The organism is Pseudomonas sp. 9.1(2019), assembly GCF_009910445.1.
GTDB lineage: Bacteria > Pseudomonadota > Gammaproteobacteria > Pseudomonadales > Pseudomonadaceae > Aquipseudomonas > Aquipseudomonas paraversuta.
The window spans coordinates 1-16,521 of the sequence record NZ_VBWF01000002.1 but is presented as its reverse complement, the minus strand read 5'-3'; the positions used below and the strand labels follow the sequence as shown (position 1 = coordinate 16,521).

The following is a 16,521-nucleotide window of genomic DNA, read 5'->3' as shown; positions in this document are numbered from 1 at the left end:
ACCTGCCTATTCCATTCATTTTTGTTGTGCCTGGAGTGCTCAATGGAGCAAAGCATCAAGCGAATCGACGAGTCATTTTCTGTGACGGGTCAGATCGAGCAGTCTGATCTCCATACTTTAGCCGCGCTGGGGTTTCGCAGTGTGATCTGCAACCGGCCGGATCATGAAGGCGGGCCAGAACAACCCGGGCACACTTCGATGCAGCAAGCCGCCGAAGCCCTGGGCCTGAGCTTTGTTTACCTGCCGGTACAGACCACTGGCGCAACACCGGAGCAAGCGCAGCAGTTGCAGCATCTGCTTGGCGAACTGGCAACCCCTGTTCTGGCCTACTGTCGCACCGGTAACCGCTCTTCGAAGCTCTACCAAGCGGCCACTCTGGGTACCCCGGAAATCAAGCAGTACGACGTGGTTGTGGTCGGCGGTGGCTCGGCGGGCATCTCGGTGTCGGCAAGCCTGTTGAAGCGCGACTCGTCCCTGCGCATCGCGGTGATCGAGCCCAATACCGAACACTATTATCAGCCAGCGTGGACACTGGTCGGCGGTGGTGCCTACGAGGTCAAGGACACGGTTCGCCCCACCGCGACAGTGATGCCCAAACAGGTTGTATGGATTAAAGCGTCACTGAGCGCTTTTGCCCCGCAACGCAAGGTGGTGTTGCTCAGTGATGGCTCCGAGCTTGGCTATCAGCAATTGATCGTGTGCCCCGGGTTGCAGTTGGCCTGGGAGAACATCGAGGGCCTGGAAGAGACTTTGGGCAAAAACGCGGTCACCTCCAATTATCGCCACGATCTGGCGCCTTACACCTGGGAACTGGTGCGCACCCTGCGTGGCGGCAAAGCGCTGTTTACCCAGCCGGGCATGCCGATCAAGTGTGCCGGTGCTCCGCAAAAAGCCATGTACCTGTCCTGTGATCATTGGCGTAAACAGGGGGTGCTGGATTCGATCGAGGTGCAATTCAATCTGGCGGGAGCAGCGCTGTTCGGCGTCCCGGCGTTTGTCCCGGCGCTGATGAAATACGTTGAAGCCTACAACGCCCAATTGGCCTTTCAGTCCAATCTGGTCAAGGTCGATGGCCCGAACAGGACCGCCTGGTTTGATGTGACGGGCGCAGACGGCAACGTGACGCGGGTCGAGAAGAAGTTCGACATGCTGCATGTGGTGCCACCGCAACAGGCCCCCGATGTTATCCGGCGCAGTGAGCTGGCGGATAAAGCCGGCTGGTTTGAGACCGACCCGGCGACCCTGCAGCATCCGCGTTATCCAGACATATTCGCCCTGGGCGATGTGTGCGGCACATCCAATGCCAAGACTGCCGCAGCAGCCCGCAAACAGGTGGTGGTAGTGGCTGACAACCTGATCGCCTTGCGCAATGGGGCCGTCTTGCCCAAGCGCTACGATGGCTACGGTTCCTGCCCGCTGACGGTGGAGAAAGGCAAAGTGATTCTGGCCGAGTTCGGTTATGGCGGCAAACTGCTGCCGACGTTCCCGCTGGACCCGACGGTGGCCCGCAAGTCGGCCTGGTTGCTGAAGGCAACCTTGCTCCCCTGGTTCTACTGGAACGGCATGCTCAAGGGGCGCGAGTGGTTCACTGACTGCAAGGCGGACTGAGCCAGATTATGTTGATCATCGTGTTGGGTGTGCTGGTGGGCTTGTTGCTCGGGCTGACGGGAGCAGGCGGGGGGATTCTGGCCATCCCGGCGCTGACGCTGGGCCTGGGCTGGTCTCTGCTCGAGGCGACTCCGGTGGCGCTGCTGGCCGTGGGTATTGCGGCGGCAGTGGGCGCGCTGGACGGTCTGCGCAAGGGGCTGGTGCGTTACAAGGCGGCCGGGCTGATGGCAAGTGCCGGCTGGCTGGCGTCCCCGTTCGGACTGCACCTGGCCAAGCTGTTGCCGGGCACCGCGCTGATGGCGATGTTTGGTTGTGTAATGGTATTCGTCAGTGGGCGCATGTTCATGCAGGCCAGAACGGATTGCGCCCACGTGGCTGAGGCTGCGCCTCACAAGAACTGTCGGGTGAACCCTTCCACCGGGCGACTGGAGTGGGATGTAAAGTGCTCCACCACCCTGGCCGCCATTGGTGCGGTGTCGGGCTGGCTCACCGGATTGCTGGGGGTAGGCGGCGGTTTTTTGATTGTCCCGGCCTTCCGGAAATTCAGTGATGTACCTATGCACGGCATTGTTGCTACGTCGCTGATGGTCGTGGCGCTGGTGTCGCTGGGCACTGTGGGGCATCTGTTGTATCAGGGCTTCAGTCTTTCGGGGGATGCGGCGCTGTTTATCGGTGCGACCCTTGGCGGGATGATCGCCGGACGGATGATTGCGCCGAAGGTCTCCGAGCGCCTGATGCAGCAAGGGTTTGCAGTGCTCTGCGCGCTGGTCAGCGTCATGATGATCGGCAAAGTGCTGATGACAGTGTTTTGAGCCGTACTATCTCGGTGCCCGGATTACTGGCGACGGGAGCAACAGCGGCGTCTCCCACCGGGGCTGGCTGTTTTCAGTGAGTACAACAGGCGCCCGATTCCAGATCCTTGAGGATCGGGCAGTCGGGGCGGTGGTCGCCCTGGCAGCTTTCGACCAGCTCATGCAAGGTGTCGCGCAGGCTGGTCAGCTCGCGGATTTTTTGATTCAACTCATCAATGTGCTGACGGGCCAGGGCTTTAACATCGCCGCTGGCGCGCTGGCGGTCTTGCCAGAGGGCCAGCAGTTTGCCGACCTCATCCAGTGAAAAGCCCAGATCACGGGAGCGTTTGATAAACGCCAGTGTGTGCAGGTCATCGTCGCTGTAAAGACGGTATCCGCTATCGCTGCGGTTCGCGGGTTTGAGCAGCCCGATGGACTCGTAATAACGAATCATCTTGGCACTCAAGCCACTGTGCCTTGCGGCCTGGCCGATATTCATGACGCTCGCCTCATTACTCAAGATTCCCGGGTGTGCACCGCAATCAGTATTCCAGCCTGGCGGGCTTGAGGTACATGCCGTCCTTGCCCAGGGCGATGCGGTATTTGCGCACATCCCCGGCTTTTAAAGAGAATTGCTGGGCCGGCGGTACCAGCATGCCCGGCAAGCAGCCCGGCGCCTGGCCCGGTAAAAGCTTGAGGCGGATACCCACAGTGGCTGGCGGCAGATTGAACGCCAGGGTTTGTTCCTGAAACAAACGCCCTGCCAACTGGTCATCTATATACACCCCGACTTCGCAGCTGGTCGGTACTTCAAGGCGCTCACGGGAGATGATCAAAACCCCGTAGTCCTGATCGGCATGTGCCCATAGCGGCACACTGACAAGACCCAAAAGGCTGACTAGGCTCAAAGCGGACCAGCGCATGGCTAAGTATCCTGTGTTAAATCCCATGGCTGCAGCTTGGCCGAGCGGGGGACAGATTGCCAGCGCGCGAAAGCAACACGGGGCTTGACCTTGCCATGGTGGGAAGGTGAAAGCTGCAGGCCTCTCAAACCAAGGAGCAATTATCTTGCAAACATTCAAAGTAGACGGAATGACCTGTGGTGGCTGTGTGCGTGGGGTAACCAACGCCATTCAGCGGATCGATCCGAATTCGAAAGTTGAGGTCGATCTGGAGACCAAGACCGTAAAAGTCGAGAGCGTGCTGCCGTCACTGGAAATCATCGACGCCATTACCAATGCCGGATTCGAGGCGCGTACCGCCCATTAATGCAGGCCCTCTGCTGGCGCGCAGTGGCGCCTGCAACGCTTGGGTCAGTCTAGTTTATTAGCTAGCTGGCTATCGTTATGTTCAAGTTCTGTAACCACAGCTAGACTATCGGGCTGCGCCAACCGCAGCTCGATTTGGATACCTGATGAACTTTAGAACAATCCTGATTTTAGGCGCCCTGAGCGCCTTCGGTCCTTTGGCAATCGACTTCTATCTGCCGGGCTTCCCGGCGATGGCACAGGCTTTTGCAACAGATGAACAACATATCCAGCTAACGCTGGCGGTTTACTTCCTGGGCTTGTCCATCGGCCAGCTGGCCTATGGGCCGATCGCAGACCGTTTTGGTCGACGCATTCCGCTGCTGGTGGGTGTCGGCCTGTTCACTGCGGCCTCCCTGGCCTGTGCATTTGCCCCCACCCTGGAATGGTTGATTGGTGCCCGATTCGTTCAGGCGCTGGGCGGTTGCGCGGGCATGGTGCTATCGCGGGCGATTGTCAGTGATAAATGCGACGCGGTAGGTTCGGCCAAGGTGTTTTCGCAACTGATGCTGGTAATGGGACTGGCACCGATTCTGGCGCCGATGCTCGGTGGTCTGCTGGTCAATCTGCATGGCTGGCAGTCGATCTTTATCGTGTTGACGGTGTTCAGTGCTCTGGCGGCCCTGGCCGTGGCGCTGGGTCTGCCGGAAAGCCTGCCCGCCAATGTGCCGCGCCAGCCTTTGTCGGGGGCCTTGCGTCAATATGGCCGCCTGCTCAAGGACCGTGAATTCCTGGGGCATGCACTCACCGGCGGGATCGCGATGGCCGGGATGTTTGCCTACATTGCGGGTTCACCTTTCGTATTTATCAAACTCTACGGTGTACCGGCAGAGCATTACGGCTGGCTGTTTGGCAGCAATGCCGCGGGCTTTATTTTGGTGGCGCAGGTCAATGCCCGGTTGCTGGCCAGACGCGGGCCGGCCTTTTTGCTGGCGCGTACGGTGTGGGTTTATCTGGCGGCCGGTCTGGTGTTGCTGGGCATTAGTGCCTTGCACACAGAGCAGCTGTGGCCGTTGCTGATCCCGTTGTTTATCTGTATTGCCAGCCTGGGCTGCATCATCCCCAACGCTTCTGCCTGCGCCATGAGCGGGCAGGGCGCGCGGGCCGGCAGTGCTTCGGCCATGCTCGGCTGTTTGCAGTTCAGTGTGGCCGCAGCCGCAGCTTCATTGGTCGGCGTGTTGCACGATGGCACGGCGCTGCCAATGGCGATGGTGATCACCTTGTGCGGGGTACTGGCGGTGGCTATCGGGATGGCGACCCGGCGTGTCTATAGCGCCCGGATCGCCGCTCAAGAGCCGGTCTGAATCAGCCCGCCAAAGGTGCGGGCAGTACATGCGGGGCTTGCAGGCGGGACTGCAGCTTGTCGACAAAGGCGCGAGCCTCGGCCTCGCTGCGAAAATTGACGGCTTGCTGGTCGAGTTGAACCTGCCATTGGCAGTCACGGGATCTTGCTAACGCTTTTATCAGGATTTTCATTACTGGCCTCCCTTGGTTCGCAAAGGAGGCCAGTGTATTACCGAATCGCCGGTGAAATATGTCAGGGATCAAGTCTCTGACTGACGGTTGAAACTGGCGCTTTCAGCCTCGCGTCATGCCAGATCAGAACCCTTCGAGCACAATCTTGCCTTTGGACTTGCCGCTTTCCAGCAGCGTATGGGCGCGGCGCAGGTTGGCCGCGTTGATGGTGCCGAAGTGCTCGCCAACGGTGGTGCGCAAAGTGCCGGCATCGATCAGTTCGGCCACCCGGTTGAGCAGATGATGTTGCTCGATCATGTCCGGCGTTTCGAACAGCGAACGGGTGTACATGAACTCCCAGTGCAGCGACAGGCTCTTGCGCTTGAGCTTGGTAATGTCGAGGGCCTTGGGGTCGTCGATCAGGGCCAGTTTGCCCTGGGGAGCCAGTGCTTCGACCAGTTGATCCAGGTGCTGATCGGTCTGGGTCAGGCTGGCGACGTGGGTAACGCTGTTGATGCCCTGGTGTTTGAGCGCTTCGCTCAGGGGCTGACGATGATCGACAATGAGGTCCGCGCCCAACTCCCGTACCCAGGCTTGGGTCTCGGGGCGCGATGCGCTGCCAATTACCTTGAGTGCCGTGAGCTGGCTGGCCAGTTGAGTCAGGATCGAGCCGACGCCTCCGGCCGCGCCGACAATCAACAGGCTCTGTTGCTGGTCGACCTTGCCCTCATTAATGCCAAGCCGTTCAAACAACAGTTCCCAGGCGGTGATTGCGGTCAGTGGCAGCGCCGCGGCTTCGGCGAAACCGAGGCTCTTGGGCATGTGACCGACGATCCGCTCATCCACCACATGACGTTCGCTGTTGGCGCCGGCGCGGGCGATGGAGCCTGCATAGAACACCTTGTCGCCAACCTTGAACAGGCTCGCCTCACTGCCAACCGCCTTGACCACACCGGCGACGTCCCATCCCAGCACTTTGGCTTCGCCGTCTTGCGGTTGTACGTTCTGCCGGACTTTGGTGTCCACCGGGTTCACGGAAATGGCTTTTACTTCAACCAGCAGGTCGCGGGGGCCGGCAATCGGCTCTGGCAGTTCGATGTCTTGCAGGGCTTGGGGGTCTTGAATCGGTAGCGACTGGTAATAGGCGATAGCTTTCATGGGACAAGTCCTGAAGGAGATTAAGAAAGTAGAACCATGATTAGCTATTTCGTGGAATGATAAAACCGGCTAAAACAGCAGTCTCTTTCAATATTTTATTGATAATTCCCGGGTGTGTTTTCAATGCTGCGTTTCGATGACCTGCAACTGTTTGTTCGCGCCGCAGACCTGGGCAGTTTGTCGGCGGCAGCACGGGTAATGGACATGTCGCCGGCGGTGGCCAGTGCGGCGCTCAAGCGCATCGAGGCGCAGCTGAATACCCGGCTGCTGGCCCGCTCCACCCGGAGTTTGCGGCTGACTGCAGAAGGTGAAGGTTTTCTCGAATATGCGCGTACGGCATTAAGCAGTCTGGATGAAGGACGGCGCTTGCTGGCTCGTGGGCAAGATCAGGTCAGTGGGGTGCTGCAGCTGTCGGCCCCCTCGGACTTCGGGCGTAATTTACTGCTGCCCTGGCTGGATCAGTTTCAGCGTGAGCACCCGAAGCTCACGGTGCGTTTGTTGCTGGGGGACCGAATTGCCGACCTGTTCCGTCAGCCGGTAGATATCGCCTTGCGCTACGGTGAGCCTGAAGACTCCAGCCTGGTGGCCTTGCCGGTGGCGGCAGACAATCGCCGGGTGCTGTGTGCGTCCCCTGACTACCTGGTGCGCAAGGGCGAGCCGCGTCAGCTCGAACAGCTGTTGCAACACAATTGCCTGCTGTACATGCTCGGCACGCGAGTCCACGACTATTGGCAATTCAATGATGGCAAGCGTGAGCTTGGGCTGACGGTCAGTGGCGACCGGTTCAGTGACGATGCCGATGTGGTGCGCTTGTGGGCGTTGGCCGGGGCCGGGATTGCCTACAAGTCCTGGCTGGATGTAGCGGGGGATGTGACTTCGGGCCGGCTCAAGGTGCTGTTGCCCGAGCTGACCTGTGAGCGGGCGCCGTTGAACCTGCTGTGCGGCCATCGTGCGCAACTGAGCAAACCGGTGAGGTTATTACACGACATGCTGGTTGAGCGGTGCGCGGGGTTGGCCCGCGACCGAGGCCGTCAAGGCTGACTGTGGGAGCCGGCAGCCAGCTCCCACAACAGGTTTACGGCTTGATCAAGCGTGCATCCAGGCTGTTTTGCGCCAGACGCTTGGCCTGATCCTGGGTCATGCCCAGGTCGGTGTACAGGGCGTGGAAGTTTTCGGTCATGTAACCACCGAAATAGGCCGGGTCATCGGAATTGACGGTCACCTTCACGCCGCGCTCGAGCATGTCGAGAATGTTGTGCTGCGACATGTGATCAAACACGCAGAGTTTGGTATTCGAGAGCGGGCACACGGTCAGCGGGATTTGCTCGTCGATAATGCGCTGCATCAGACGCTCGTCTTCAATAGCCCGTACACCGTGGTCGATGCGCTGGATTTTGAGCAGATCGAGCGCCTCCCAGATGTACTCCGGCGGGCCCTCTTCGCCGGCGTGTGCGACGGTGAGAAAGCCTTCGTGACGGGCGCGATCGAAGACGCGCTGGAACTTGCTCGGCGGGTGGCCCATTTCTGAGCTGTCGAGGCCAACGGCGACAAATGTTTCGCGAAATGGCAGTGCCTGATCGAGGGTTTTTTCCGCTTCTTCTTCACTCAAGTGACGCAGAAAACTCAGGATCAGACCGCTGGTGATACCCAGTTGCTGCTCGCCGTCCTTGAGTGCGCTGGCGATGCCGTTGAGCACCACTTCGAAGGGAATCCCGCGGTCAGTGTGGGTTTGCGGGTCGAAGAAGGGTTCAGTGTGAATCACATTCTGCGCCTTGCAACGCAGCAGGTAGGCCCAGGTCAGGTCGTAGAAATCCTGGGACGTACGCAATACGTCTGCACCCTTGTAATACAGGTCGAGGAACTCTTGCAGGTTGTTGAAGGCATACGCTTTGCGCAAGGTTTCAACGTCGTTCCAGGGCAGGGCAATCTTGTTGCGCTCAGCCAGAGCGAACAGCAGTTCGGGTTCCAGGGATCCCTCAAGATGCATGTGCAGTTCAGCTTTTGGCAGGGCGTTGAGCCAGTCGTACATAAAAAATTCTCATTAAATCAGGTGCAGATCCCAGCATTCTACAGGCGTGCTGCTACACATTTGGTAAAACCCGACCAAGCTATTTGTCGCAGCGTACGGTTGCCAGGGGTGACAGAGGCCTGGACGGGCGGGCCTGTGAACTAACATGTAACGAAACGTTAGCAAGTTGTGGAAGTCTGTAACCCATCAACCTGTGTTTGTTTACTGGCAAAAGGCCCGCAATGCTGACTCTATTGAAAGACGAAAAACTGCTGTTGCTGGCGATCGTGATGGTGGCGCTGGCTTACCCGCTGGAGCATTGGCTACTGAGCAACGGCCAGATTACCGCCCTGGCAGCAGGGGTTGTGCTTGTGGCTGCGATTGTGTGTGCCTCGATGCGCGTGGCCCATCACGCCGAGGTACTGGCAGAAAAAGTCGGCGATCCCTATGGCACGATGATCCTTACCTTGTCCGCCGTTTTGGTCGAGGTGGTGATCCTGGCCATCATGATGAGCAACGAAGCATCACCGACCCTGGTACGGGACACGATTTACTCTGCGGTCATGCTCGACATCAATGGCATTCTCGGCCTGGCGGCACTGATGGGCGGGATCAAACATGGCGAGCAGTCCTACAACGATGATTCGGCCCGCACCTACACGGTGATGATTCTTACTGCCATGGGGGTGTCCATGGTGGTGCCGGAGTTTATCCCCGAGGCTGACTGGAAAATTTACTCGGCCTTCACCATCGGCGCGATGGTATTGCTCTACACCCTGTTTTTGCGGATGCAGGTCGGGCCGCACAGTTACTTCTTCAGTTACAGCTACCCGGACAAGAAACGCCGCAAGGGTGAGCACAAAGAAGAGCCGGCGAACCTCAAACTGTCGGTAACCGTGCTGGCACTGGGGGTTATCGTGATTGGTGCGCTGGCAGAGGTGATGTCCAAAACCCTGGACCTTGGTCTTGAGGGCACGGGCGCACCGCCGGTGATCACGGCCATTGTGGTGGCCGCAATTTCGGCCGCGCCGGAAATCCTCACGGCCCTGCGTGCCGCATTGGCCAATCGCATGCAGTCGGTGGTTAACGTGGCGTTGGGCGCTTCATTGTCCACGGTGATTCTGACGGTGCCGGTGATGGAGGCAATGGCACTGTATACCGGGCAGCCGTTTCAGATGGCCATGACCCCGGTGCAGACAGTGATGGTGCTGATTACCCTGGTGGTCTGTGCCATCAACCTCAATGACGGCGAAACCAATGCCATCGAGGGCATGACCCACTTCGTGCTGTTTGCGACTTTTATCATGCTGTCGTTGCTGGGGCTTTAACCACAGCTGAGCCCGGTCCGTCGGGAGCGGGCTCAGTGGTTGGTTACCAGGGAATTGTCTGGCCTTTGTAGTCGATAAAGTGATGGCCGCCTTTACCTGCGTAGGCTTTGACTTGTTCAACGAGGCCCCGGGTGCTGGTTTCGACATCGATCTCGGCACCTTCGCCGCCCATGTCGGTTTTTACCCAGCCCGGATGCATGGAGAGAACGGTGGGATTGTTGTCCCCCAGTTCCTGATGCACAAAGGTCGTGGTCATGGAGTTGAGTGCAGCCTTGCTGGCTTTATAGAGCGCCATTTCAGGCGCGTCCGGCACAGTGATGCTGCCCAGCACCGAACTCATGAAGGCCAGTACGCCGCTGTCTTTTCGGACTTTACTGACAAACGCTTTCGCCAGATTAATTGGCGCCACGCTGTTGGTATAAAACAACTGGCCAACCTCAGCCAGGGTTGCGTTGCCCGACCATTGATCATCCGGGCCTTTGATGCCGGCATTGATGAACAGCAGGTCGAAGACCTGGTTGTTCAACCTGTTGCTCAATGCCTTGATGGCCTGGTGGTTGTCGATGTCCAGTTGCTCAATGCTCACTTGGCCCAGTGATTTCAATGCGTCGGCTTTATTGGGATCGCGGACAGTCGCGGTGACTTGCCAGCCGTCCTTGAGTAACTCTTTGACCAGGCCCAGTCCCAATCCGCGTGAAGCTCCGATAATCAGTGCATGTTTTGCTGTCATGAGTAGCGTCCTTCTAGAGCTAAAGGGAATTCACCGTAAAGGTTTTTACTCCATCGCTGTGCGAGTGCCCAGCTTTGAGGTGTGGGCCTGTTCCTTTGTTCAGGTAGGAGAGAGTTTCAGGGCGCGTCAGGCTATGGTTGTTTAAATGTCGATTTGGTTAAAAAACGTACAAAGATAAGCAGGCGTTACGCAGATTGAATTCGCGGGGTATTTGCACGGGTTATCCACAGGTTGTTCCACAGTAACTGTGTGCAACTTCGGTTGAGGGGTATAAGCACCGGGCTGCTTTGTTCTAACCGCGATAACCTTGTCTAAATGACTGTTTTTAAATAGATTTTCTTTGTTTTGAAGAAAGCAGGTCAAAAAACGTACAAACCTGTGCAATGCCCGTGACACAAGGGCTGCAGCCTTGTGTACTCAGGTTATCCACAGTTGGGTGCACAGTGACTGTGGGCAAGTCCGGGGGAAGGATATGGCGTATTTACTCCTCTGTGCCGGGCTCGCGCCGGTGCAGCAAAATCCTGCCGCGACTGATACTGGCCAGTTGTTGCTGTAGAGGGGCGATCTGTTCTTCGGCCAGTGCCAGTTGCAGGTCAACGCCATTGGCGGTGAAGGTTTCATTGATCAGCAAACCTCCTGATTCGGCCACCCGCAGTTTAATCAGTGCCAGTTCGCTGAAGTTGCACGAGCAGTCCAGCGCAACACGGCTAATCAACCTCAGCTTTTCTGCGCCCTGCAGGCATTTGTTGGCGCCGCCGCCGTAAGCCCGTGCCAGCCCGCCGGTTCCCAGCTGGATGCCGCCATACCAGCGAATGACCAGTACCACGACCTGATCGCAGTCCTGGGCCTCGATAGCTGACAGTATCGGCCGGCCAGCGGTGCCGCCGGGTTCGCCATCATCACTGCTGCGATATTGATCACCGTGTTTCCAGGCCCAGCAATTGTGCGAGGCATTCAGGTCGCTATGTTGCTCGATAAAGTCCTGTGCCTGTTGAGCATTGGTGATCGGCGCGGCGAGGGTGATAAAGCGGCTTTTTCGGATTTCTTCGCGGTATTCGCAAAGACCCAGGAGGGTCGAAGGCATGTCGGTTCCAGACTTAGACGGTAGGCGTCAGGCCGCAGCCTTTGAGGATGATACGGATCAGGTTGTCGCTGGCGTCTTGCATGTCTTGCCTGGTCAAACGCGAGCGCCCCGATACGCGGCAGATTTGGGTCGCGAAGTCGGCGTAATGCTGGGTGCTGCCCCATAACAGGAAAATCAGGTGTACCGGGTCGACCGGGTCCATTTTTCCGGCATCTATCCAGGCTTGAAACACGGCCGCACGACCCTGGAACCAAATGCGGTAGTCCTGGGTGAAGTATTCGGTCAGACAGGCGCCACCGCTGATGATTTCCATTGCAAATACACGGGAGGCCTGTGGCTGTTGGCGTGAGAACTCCATCTTGGCGCGGATGTAACGGCTGAGTGCCTGGGCCGGATCGTCTGCGGCGGTCAGGGTATTGAAGGTGCGGTCCCACAATTCGATGATATTGCTCAATACCGCAATATAGAGCCCCAGCTTGTTGGTGAAGTAGTAGTGCAGGTTGGCTTTTGGCAGGCCGGCCTTGAGCGCGATGGTGTTCATGCTGGTGCCTTTGAACCCATGACGGGCAAATTCATCCTCTGCGGCCTTGAGAATGACCTCTTCGTTCTTTTGACGAATACGGCCAGCCGGCTTGCCATCGTGGGCGGGGATTTCAAAGGTCATAGGTTTTCCAGAGCAATCTTTGTGGGAGCTTTCGCTGCAGTTTCACGTTAGCGCGTCGCTTCCAGGCTCTCAAGGAAACTTTCCAGCACCAGATGCGGACGTCGACCTTTACGTGTGACCGAGGCCAGACTCAAGTCATAAAAGCGGGTTTTGGCTTTCAAGGCCCGCAGGCGGCCTTGTTGCACCCACAGGCTGGCGTAATGATCGGGCAGGTAGCCGATGTAGCGCCCGGTCAGAATCAGAAAGGCCATGCCTTCGCGATCTGACGCGCTGGCGGTGCAATTAAGTGCCTGGTAGTGCGCCTGGATCTCGGAAGGCAGGCGGAAAGTCGGGGCAATGGCATCCTGTTCGTTGAGACGCTGGTCGGCCAGTTGCCGATCATCGACATAAAACAACGGGTGGCCCACAGCGCAATAGAGCAGTGAGCGCTCGCTGTACAACGGTTGGTACTCAAGACCCGACAGCGCACTGGCCTGGGGTACGACGCCTACATGCAAGCGGCCGTCGAGAACCCCTTGCTCTACTTCATTGGGGGCGATCATTCGAATGTGAATTTGTACATCGGGCCCGCGCTCTTTGAGTTGGGACAGGGCATGGGTGATACGCATGTGGGGCAGGGTGACCAGGTTGTCGGTTAGCCCAATCGTCAGTTCACCACGCAGGTGGTGATGCAGGCCGTTGACCTCGGTACGAAAACTTTCGAGTGCCCCCAGCAACTGGAGTGATGACTGATAAACCTCGCGGCCTTCTTCTGTCAGAGAAAATCCCGCCCGCCCACGCTGACACAGGCGTAAACCCAGTCGTTGTTCCAGGTCACTCATCTGCTGACTGATGGCCGAGCGGCCAATGCCGAGCACCGTTTCTGCCGCCGAGAACCCGCCGCATTCCACCACGCTGCGGAAAATACGCAGCAATCGAATATCAAAATCGCTGACTTGGGCCAGTGCATCGGGACGACGGCTGCTCATAGTTTAGTGGAGGCCTGACTAAAGGTTAGAAGAGTTGGATTTCACCGACTTTATAGCCATGGCAATTTAGCTGCAACAACGCTTTCAATCCCACGCCGCTTTCTGCTCTGCGAGGTTTTGCCCATGAACATGCCTGAAAACGCCGAAATAACAGTGACTAGCCAGCTCAAGCTGGATGCCCACTGGATGCCTTACACCGCTAACCGTAACTTCCATCGTGACCCGCGTTTTATCGTGGGGGCCAAAGGGAGCTATTTGACGGACGATAAGGGTCGGCAAATTTACGATTCACTGTCAGGTCTATGGACCTGTGGCGCAGGGCATACCCGCAAAGAAATTCAGGAAGCTGTTTCAAAGCAGTTGGGCACCCTCGATTACTCGCCGGCGTTCCAGTACGGGCATCCACTGTCGTTCCAGCTGGCCGAGAAGATCACTGAGCTGACGCCGGGCAACCTGAATCACGTGTTCTTCACTGACTCGGGTTCGGAGTGCGCGGATACCGCAGTGAAAATGGTCCGCGCTTACTGGCGCTTGAAAGGCCAGTCGAGCAAAACCAAGATGATTGGTCGTGCTCGTGGTTATCACGGGGTGAACATCGCGGGTACCAGTCTGGGCGGTGTGAACGGCAACCGTAAGATGTTTGGTCAGGCGATGATGGATGTTGATCATCTGCCGCACACACTGCTGGCCAGCAACGCGTTCTCTCGCGGTATGCCCGAGTTGGGCGGGATTGCATTGGCCGATGAACTGCTCAAGTTGATCGAGCTGCATGACGCTTCGAACATCGCTGCCGTGTTTGTGGAACCGATGGCAGGCTCTGCCGGTGTGCTGGTGCCGCCACAGGGTTATCTGAAACGTCTGCGTGAAATCTGTGATCAGCACAACATCCTGCTGGTCTTTGATGAGGTGATTACCGGGTTTGGTCGCACAGGCTCGATGTTCGGTGCCGACAGCTTCGGTGTGACGCCAGACTTGATGTGTATTGCCAAGCAGGTCACTAACGGTGCGATCCCTATGGGCGCAGTGATTGCTACCAGCGAGATCTATCACACCTTCATGAATCAACCGACGCCTGAGTACGCGGTTGAATTCCCGCACGGGTATACCTATTCGGCTCATCCGGTGGCGTGTGCTGCGGGTCTGGCGGCCCTGGATCTTTTGCAAAAAGAAAACCTGGTGCAGAGCGTGGCGCAAGTTGCACCGCATTTCGAGAATGCGTTGCATGGTCTGAAGGGCGTGAAGAACGTCATCGATATTCGCAACTACGGCCTGGCCGGTGCGATTCAGATTGCTCCGCGCGATGGCGATGCGATTGTGCGCCCGTTCGATGCCGCGATGAAGTTGTGGAAGGCCGGCTTCTACGTGCGTTACGGCGGTGACACTCTGCAATTCGGGCCGACTTTCAATAGCAAGCCGCAGGAACTGGATCGCCTGTTCGATGCGGTCGGCGAAGCGCTGAATCAGATCGACTGATTTCTTCTATCTATATAGAAGGGACTTTTTTGAATTTTGACAGGCGCGCACTGTTCGCGCCTGTGGACAACTTTTTGGAGCTCCAATGAGCACGATTCAACATTTGATCAATGGCGAGATGGTAAGTGATTCTGGCCGCACTGCCGATGTGTACAACCCGTCGACCGGTAAAGTGATTCATCAGGTGCCACTGGCCAGTCGCGAGACTATTCAACAAGCTATCGATGCCGCCAAAGCTGCATTCCCGGTGTGGCGTAATACGCCTGCGGCCAAACGCGCTCAAGTGATGTTCCGTTTCAAGCAACTTCTGGAACAGAACGAAGCACGCATCTCGCAGTTGATCAGTGAAGAGCATGGCAAGACGCTGGAAGACGCAGCCGGTGAGTTGAAGCGTGGAATCGAGAACGTCGAGTACGCCTGCTCTGCTCCTGAAATCCTGAAGGGCGAATACAGCCGTAACGTAGGACCGAACATTGATGCCTGGTCGGACTTCCAGCCATTGGGTGTGGTGGCGGGGATTACGCCTTTCAACTTCCCGGCCATGGTGCCGCTGTGGATGTATCCGCTGGCCATTGTGTGCGGTAACTGTTTCATTCTGAAGCCGTCGGAACGTGACCCGAGCTCGACACTGTTGATTGCCCAGTTGTTGCAGGAAGCCGGTTTGCCTAAAGGCGTAATGAACGTGGTCCATGGTGACAAGACCGCTGTGGATGCATTGATCGAAGCGCCAGAAGTGAAGGCCTTGAGTTTTGTCGGGTCGACGCCGATTGCCGAATACATCTATGCCGAGGGCACTAAGCGCGGCAAGCGCGTTCAGGCTTTGGGCGGTGCCAAGAACCATGCGGTATTGATGCCGGATGCCGATCTGGATAACGCGGTCAATGCTTTGATGGGCGCTGCCTATGGTTCGTGCGGCGAGCGTTGCATGGCGATTTCGGTTGCAGTGTGTGTAGGCGATCAGGTGGCCGATGCACTGGTGGCCAAGTTGGTTCCGCAAATCAAGGCGTTGAAAATTGGCGCAGGTACTTCGTGCGGTCTGGATATGGGCCCACTGGTTTCCGGTCAGGCCCGTGACAAGGTCAGCGGCTATGTCCAGGACGGTGTGACGGCAGGTGCTGAGCTGGTGGTTGATGGGCGCGGGTTAAGCGTCAAGGATCACGAAGATGGCTTCTTCCTGGGTGGTTGCCTGTTTGACCGCGTGACCCCCGAGATGCGCATCTATAAAGAAGAGATTTTTGGTCCGGTACTTTGCATCGTGCGGGTTAATAGCCTGGAAGCGGCAATGCAGCTGATCAACGATCATGAATATGGCAACGGTACGTGTATCTTCACCCGTGATGGTGAAGCGGCGCGTCTGTTTTGCGACGAGATTGAAGTGGGGATGGTGGGCGTTAACGTTCCGCTGCCGGTGCCGGTGGCTTACCACAGCTTTGGCGGCTGGAAACGTTCGCTGTTTGGCGACCTGCATGCGTACGGGCCGGATGGTGTGCGCTTTTACACGCGCCGCAAGGCAATCACCCAGCGTTGGCCGCAACGCGCTAGCCATGAGGCATCGCAGTTTGCATTTCCGAGTCTCTAAGACTCGCGAAAGCGCTATATAGATGAAGAGAGGCCAGCCGCCAGGCTGGCCTCTGCTTTTGGGGGCATTAAAGGCAATATGACACTAATGTGAAATTAGTCCTTGACCCAGAATTCCAACGGCCTATAATTCGCCCACTTCCGGCGCAGTCGAAACGGAAAACTCCTTGAGTTTCAATGAGTTGGACGGTTCTTCGGCAGTGTCAGCTTCAAGTCATCGAAGCAGGAAATGAGGTGTTGACAGCAGCGTGTAACGCTGTAGAATTCGCCTCCCGCTAACGAGAGATCGAAAGCGCAAGTGGTTGATGTTACAAAGGAAACTTTGAAAACATCTGAAAATAACCACTTGACAGCAACAGAGGCTGCTGT

The 16,521-nt window shown here is 57.4% G+C and carries 17 protein-coding genes and 1 pseudogene; 8 read left to right on the top strand and 10 right to left on the bottom strand.

Annotated features, from left to right (window positions below; translation table 11 throughout):
- Nucleotides 1–42 precede the first annotated feature (42 nt).
- Together FEZ21_RS00825 and FEZ21_RS00820 are read left to right on the top strand one after the other, a co-directional pair.
- Nucleotides 43–1,608 carry a bifunctional protein tyrosine phosphatase family protein/NAD(P)/FAD-dependent oxidoreductase gene (locus FEZ21_RS00825; RefSeq protein WP_010656214.1) on the top strand — a complete coding sequence of 522 codons (1,566 nt, stop codon included), beginning with the start codon at nucleotides 43–45 and terminating at the stop codon, nucleotides 1,606–1,608.
- Nucleotides 1,609–1,616: 8 nt separating this feature from the next.
- Nucleotides 1,617–2,420: a sulfite exporter TauE/SafE family protein gene (locus tag FEZ21_RS00820; protein ID WP_003439305.1), complete on the top strand. Its 804-nt coding sequence runs from the start codon at nucleotides 1,617–1,619 to the stop codon at nucleotides 2,418–2,420.
- 73 nt (nucleotides 2,421–2,493) lie between these two features.
- Here FEZ21_RS00820 and cueR read toward each other — a convergent pair whose 3' ends face one another.
- A complete protein-coding gene (gene cueR / locus FEZ21_RS00815; protein ID WP_003439306.1) occupies nucleotides 2,494–2,898 on the bottom strand; it encodes a Cu(I)-responsive transcriptional regulator in 405 nt (134 codons plus the stop codon).
- Between the two features lie 43 nt (nucleotides 2,899–2,941).
- Nucleotides 2,942–3,322 (bottom strand): hypothetical protein, encoded by a 381-nt coding sequence (locus FEZ21_RS00810; protein WP_003439309.1) that lies wholly within the window; start codon nucleotides 3,320–3,322, stop codon nucleotides 2,942–2,944.
- A 145-nt stretch (nucleotides 3,323–3,467) separates the two neighbouring features.
- On the opposite strand from FEZ21_RS00810, the gene FEZ21_RS00805 reads away from it, so the two are divergent.
- Together FEZ21_RS00805 and FEZ21_RS00800 are read left to right on the top strand one after the other, a co-directional pair.
- Nucleotides 3,468–3,668, top strand: coding sequence for a heavy-metal-associated domain-containing protein (locus FEZ21_RS00805; RefSeq protein ID WP_003439311.1), 201 nt, complete (start codon nucleotides 3,468–3,470; stop codon nucleotides 3,666–3,668).
- Between the two features lie 145 nt (nucleotides 3,669–3,813).
- Complete coding sequence (locus FEZ21_RS00800; protein ID WP_010656213.1) at nucleotides 3,814–5,010, top strand: multidrug effflux MFS transporter; 1,197 nt, start codon at nucleotides 3,814–3,816, stop codon at nucleotides 5,008–5,010.
- Nucleotide 5,011: 1 nt separating this feature from the next.
- Here the strand turns inward: FEZ21_RS00800 and FEZ21_RS22450 are convergent, their stop codons facing one another.
- Nucleotides 5,012–5,182: a hypothetical protein gene (locus FEZ21_RS22450; RefSeq protein WP_003439315.1), complete on the bottom strand. Its 171-nt coding sequence runs from the start codon at nucleotides 5,180–5,182 to the stop codon at nucleotides 5,012–5,014.
- A gap of 123 nt (nucleotides 5,183–5,305) precedes the next feature.
- On the bottom strand, nucleotides 5,306–6,319 hold the full coding sequence (locus tag FEZ21_RS00795; protein ID WP_003439317.1) for a zinc-binding alcohol dehydrogenase family protein: 1,014 nt from the start codon (nucleotides 6,317–6,319) through the stop codon (nucleotides 5,306–5,308).
- A 123-nt stretch (nucleotides 6,320–6,442) separates the two neighbouring features.
- Between FEZ21_RS00795 and FEZ21_RS00790 the strand changes: the two genes are divergently transcribed.
- Entirely contained in the window at nucleotides 6,443–7,360 is a 918-nt protein-coding gene (locus FEZ21_RS00790) for a LysR family transcriptional regulator (protein WP_003439319.1), read from the top strand.
- Nucleotides 7,361–7,394: 34 nt separating this feature from the next.
- On the opposite strand, the gene FEZ21_RS00785 is transcribed toward FEZ21_RS00790, so the two are convergent.
- A complete protein-coding gene (locus FEZ21_RS00785; protein ID WP_160626262.1) occupies nucleotides 7,395–8,348 on the bottom strand; it encodes an adenosine deaminase in 954 nt (317 codons plus the stop codon).
- 221 nt (nucleotides 8,349–8,569) lie between these two features.
- Between FEZ21_RS00785 and FEZ21_RS00780 the strand changes: the two genes are divergently transcribed.
- Nucleotides 8,570–9,655 carry a calcium:proton antiporter gene (locus FEZ21_RS00780; RefSeq protein WP_003439324.1) on the top strand — a complete coding sequence of 362 codons (1,086 nt, stop codon included), beginning with the start codon at nucleotides 8,570–8,572 and terminating at the stop codon, nucleotides 9,653–9,655.
- Nucleotides 9,656–9,698: 43 nt separating this feature from the next.
- Here FEZ21_RS00780 and FEZ21_RS00775 read toward each other — a convergent pair whose 3' ends face one another.
- The 4 genes from FEZ21_RS00775 to FEZ21_RS00760 all read right to left on the bottom strand — a co-directional run bounded on the left by FEZ21_RS00775 (nucleotide 9,699) and on the right by FEZ21_RS00760 (nucleotide 13,101).
- Complete coding sequence (locus FEZ21_RS00775) at nucleotides 9,699–10,385, bottom strand: SDR family oxidoreductase (RefSeq protein ID WP_003439327.1); 687 nt, start codon at nucleotides 10,383–10,385, stop codon at nucleotides 9,699–9,701.
- Between the two features lie 481 nt (nucleotides 10,386–10,866).
- Entirely contained in the window at nucleotides 10,867–11,469 is a 603-nt protein-coding gene (locus FEZ21_RS00770) for a YigZ family protein (protein ID WP_003439329.1), read from the bottom strand.
- A 13-nt stretch (nucleotides 11,470–11,482) separates the two neighbouring features.
- Entirely contained in the window at nucleotides 11,483–12,133 is a 651-nt protein-coding gene (locus FEZ21_RS00765; RefSeq protein ID WP_003439332.1) for a TetR/AcrR family transcriptional regulator, read from the bottom strand.
- A gap of 47 nt (nucleotides 12,134–12,180) precedes the next feature.
- Complete coding sequence (locus FEZ21_RS00760) at nucleotides 12,181–13,101, bottom strand: LysR family transcriptional regulator (RefSeq protein WP_003439335.1); 921 nt, start codon at nucleotides 13,099–13,101, stop codon at nucleotides 12,181–12,183.
- A gap of 123 nt (nucleotides 13,102–13,224) precedes the next feature.
- Between FEZ21_RS00760 and FEZ21_RS00755 the strand changes: the two genes are divergently transcribed.
- Nucleotides 13,225–14,574 carry an aspartate aminotransferase family protein gene (locus FEZ21_RS00755; protein WP_003439338.1) on the top strand — a complete coding sequence of 450 codons (1,350 nt, stop codon included), beginning with the start codon at nucleotides 13,225–13,227 and terminating at the stop codon, nucleotides 14,572–14,574.
- Between the two features lie 85 nt (nucleotides 14,575–14,659).
- Nucleotides 14,660–16,153 carry a CoA-acylating methylmalonate-semialdehyde dehydrogenase gene (locus FEZ21_RS00750; protein WP_003439341.1) on the top strand — a complete coding sequence of 498 codons (1,494 nt, stop codon included), beginning with the start codon at nucleotides 14,660–14,662 and terminating at the stop codon, nucleotides 16,151–16,153.
- A 173-nt stretch (nucleotides 16,154–16,326) separates the two neighbouring features.
- Here the strand turns inward: FEZ21_RS00750 and FEZ21_RS22565 are convergent.
- Nucleotides 16,327–16,521: pseudogene (locus FEZ21_RS22565) on the bottom strand (hypothetical protein); the annotation flags it as partial.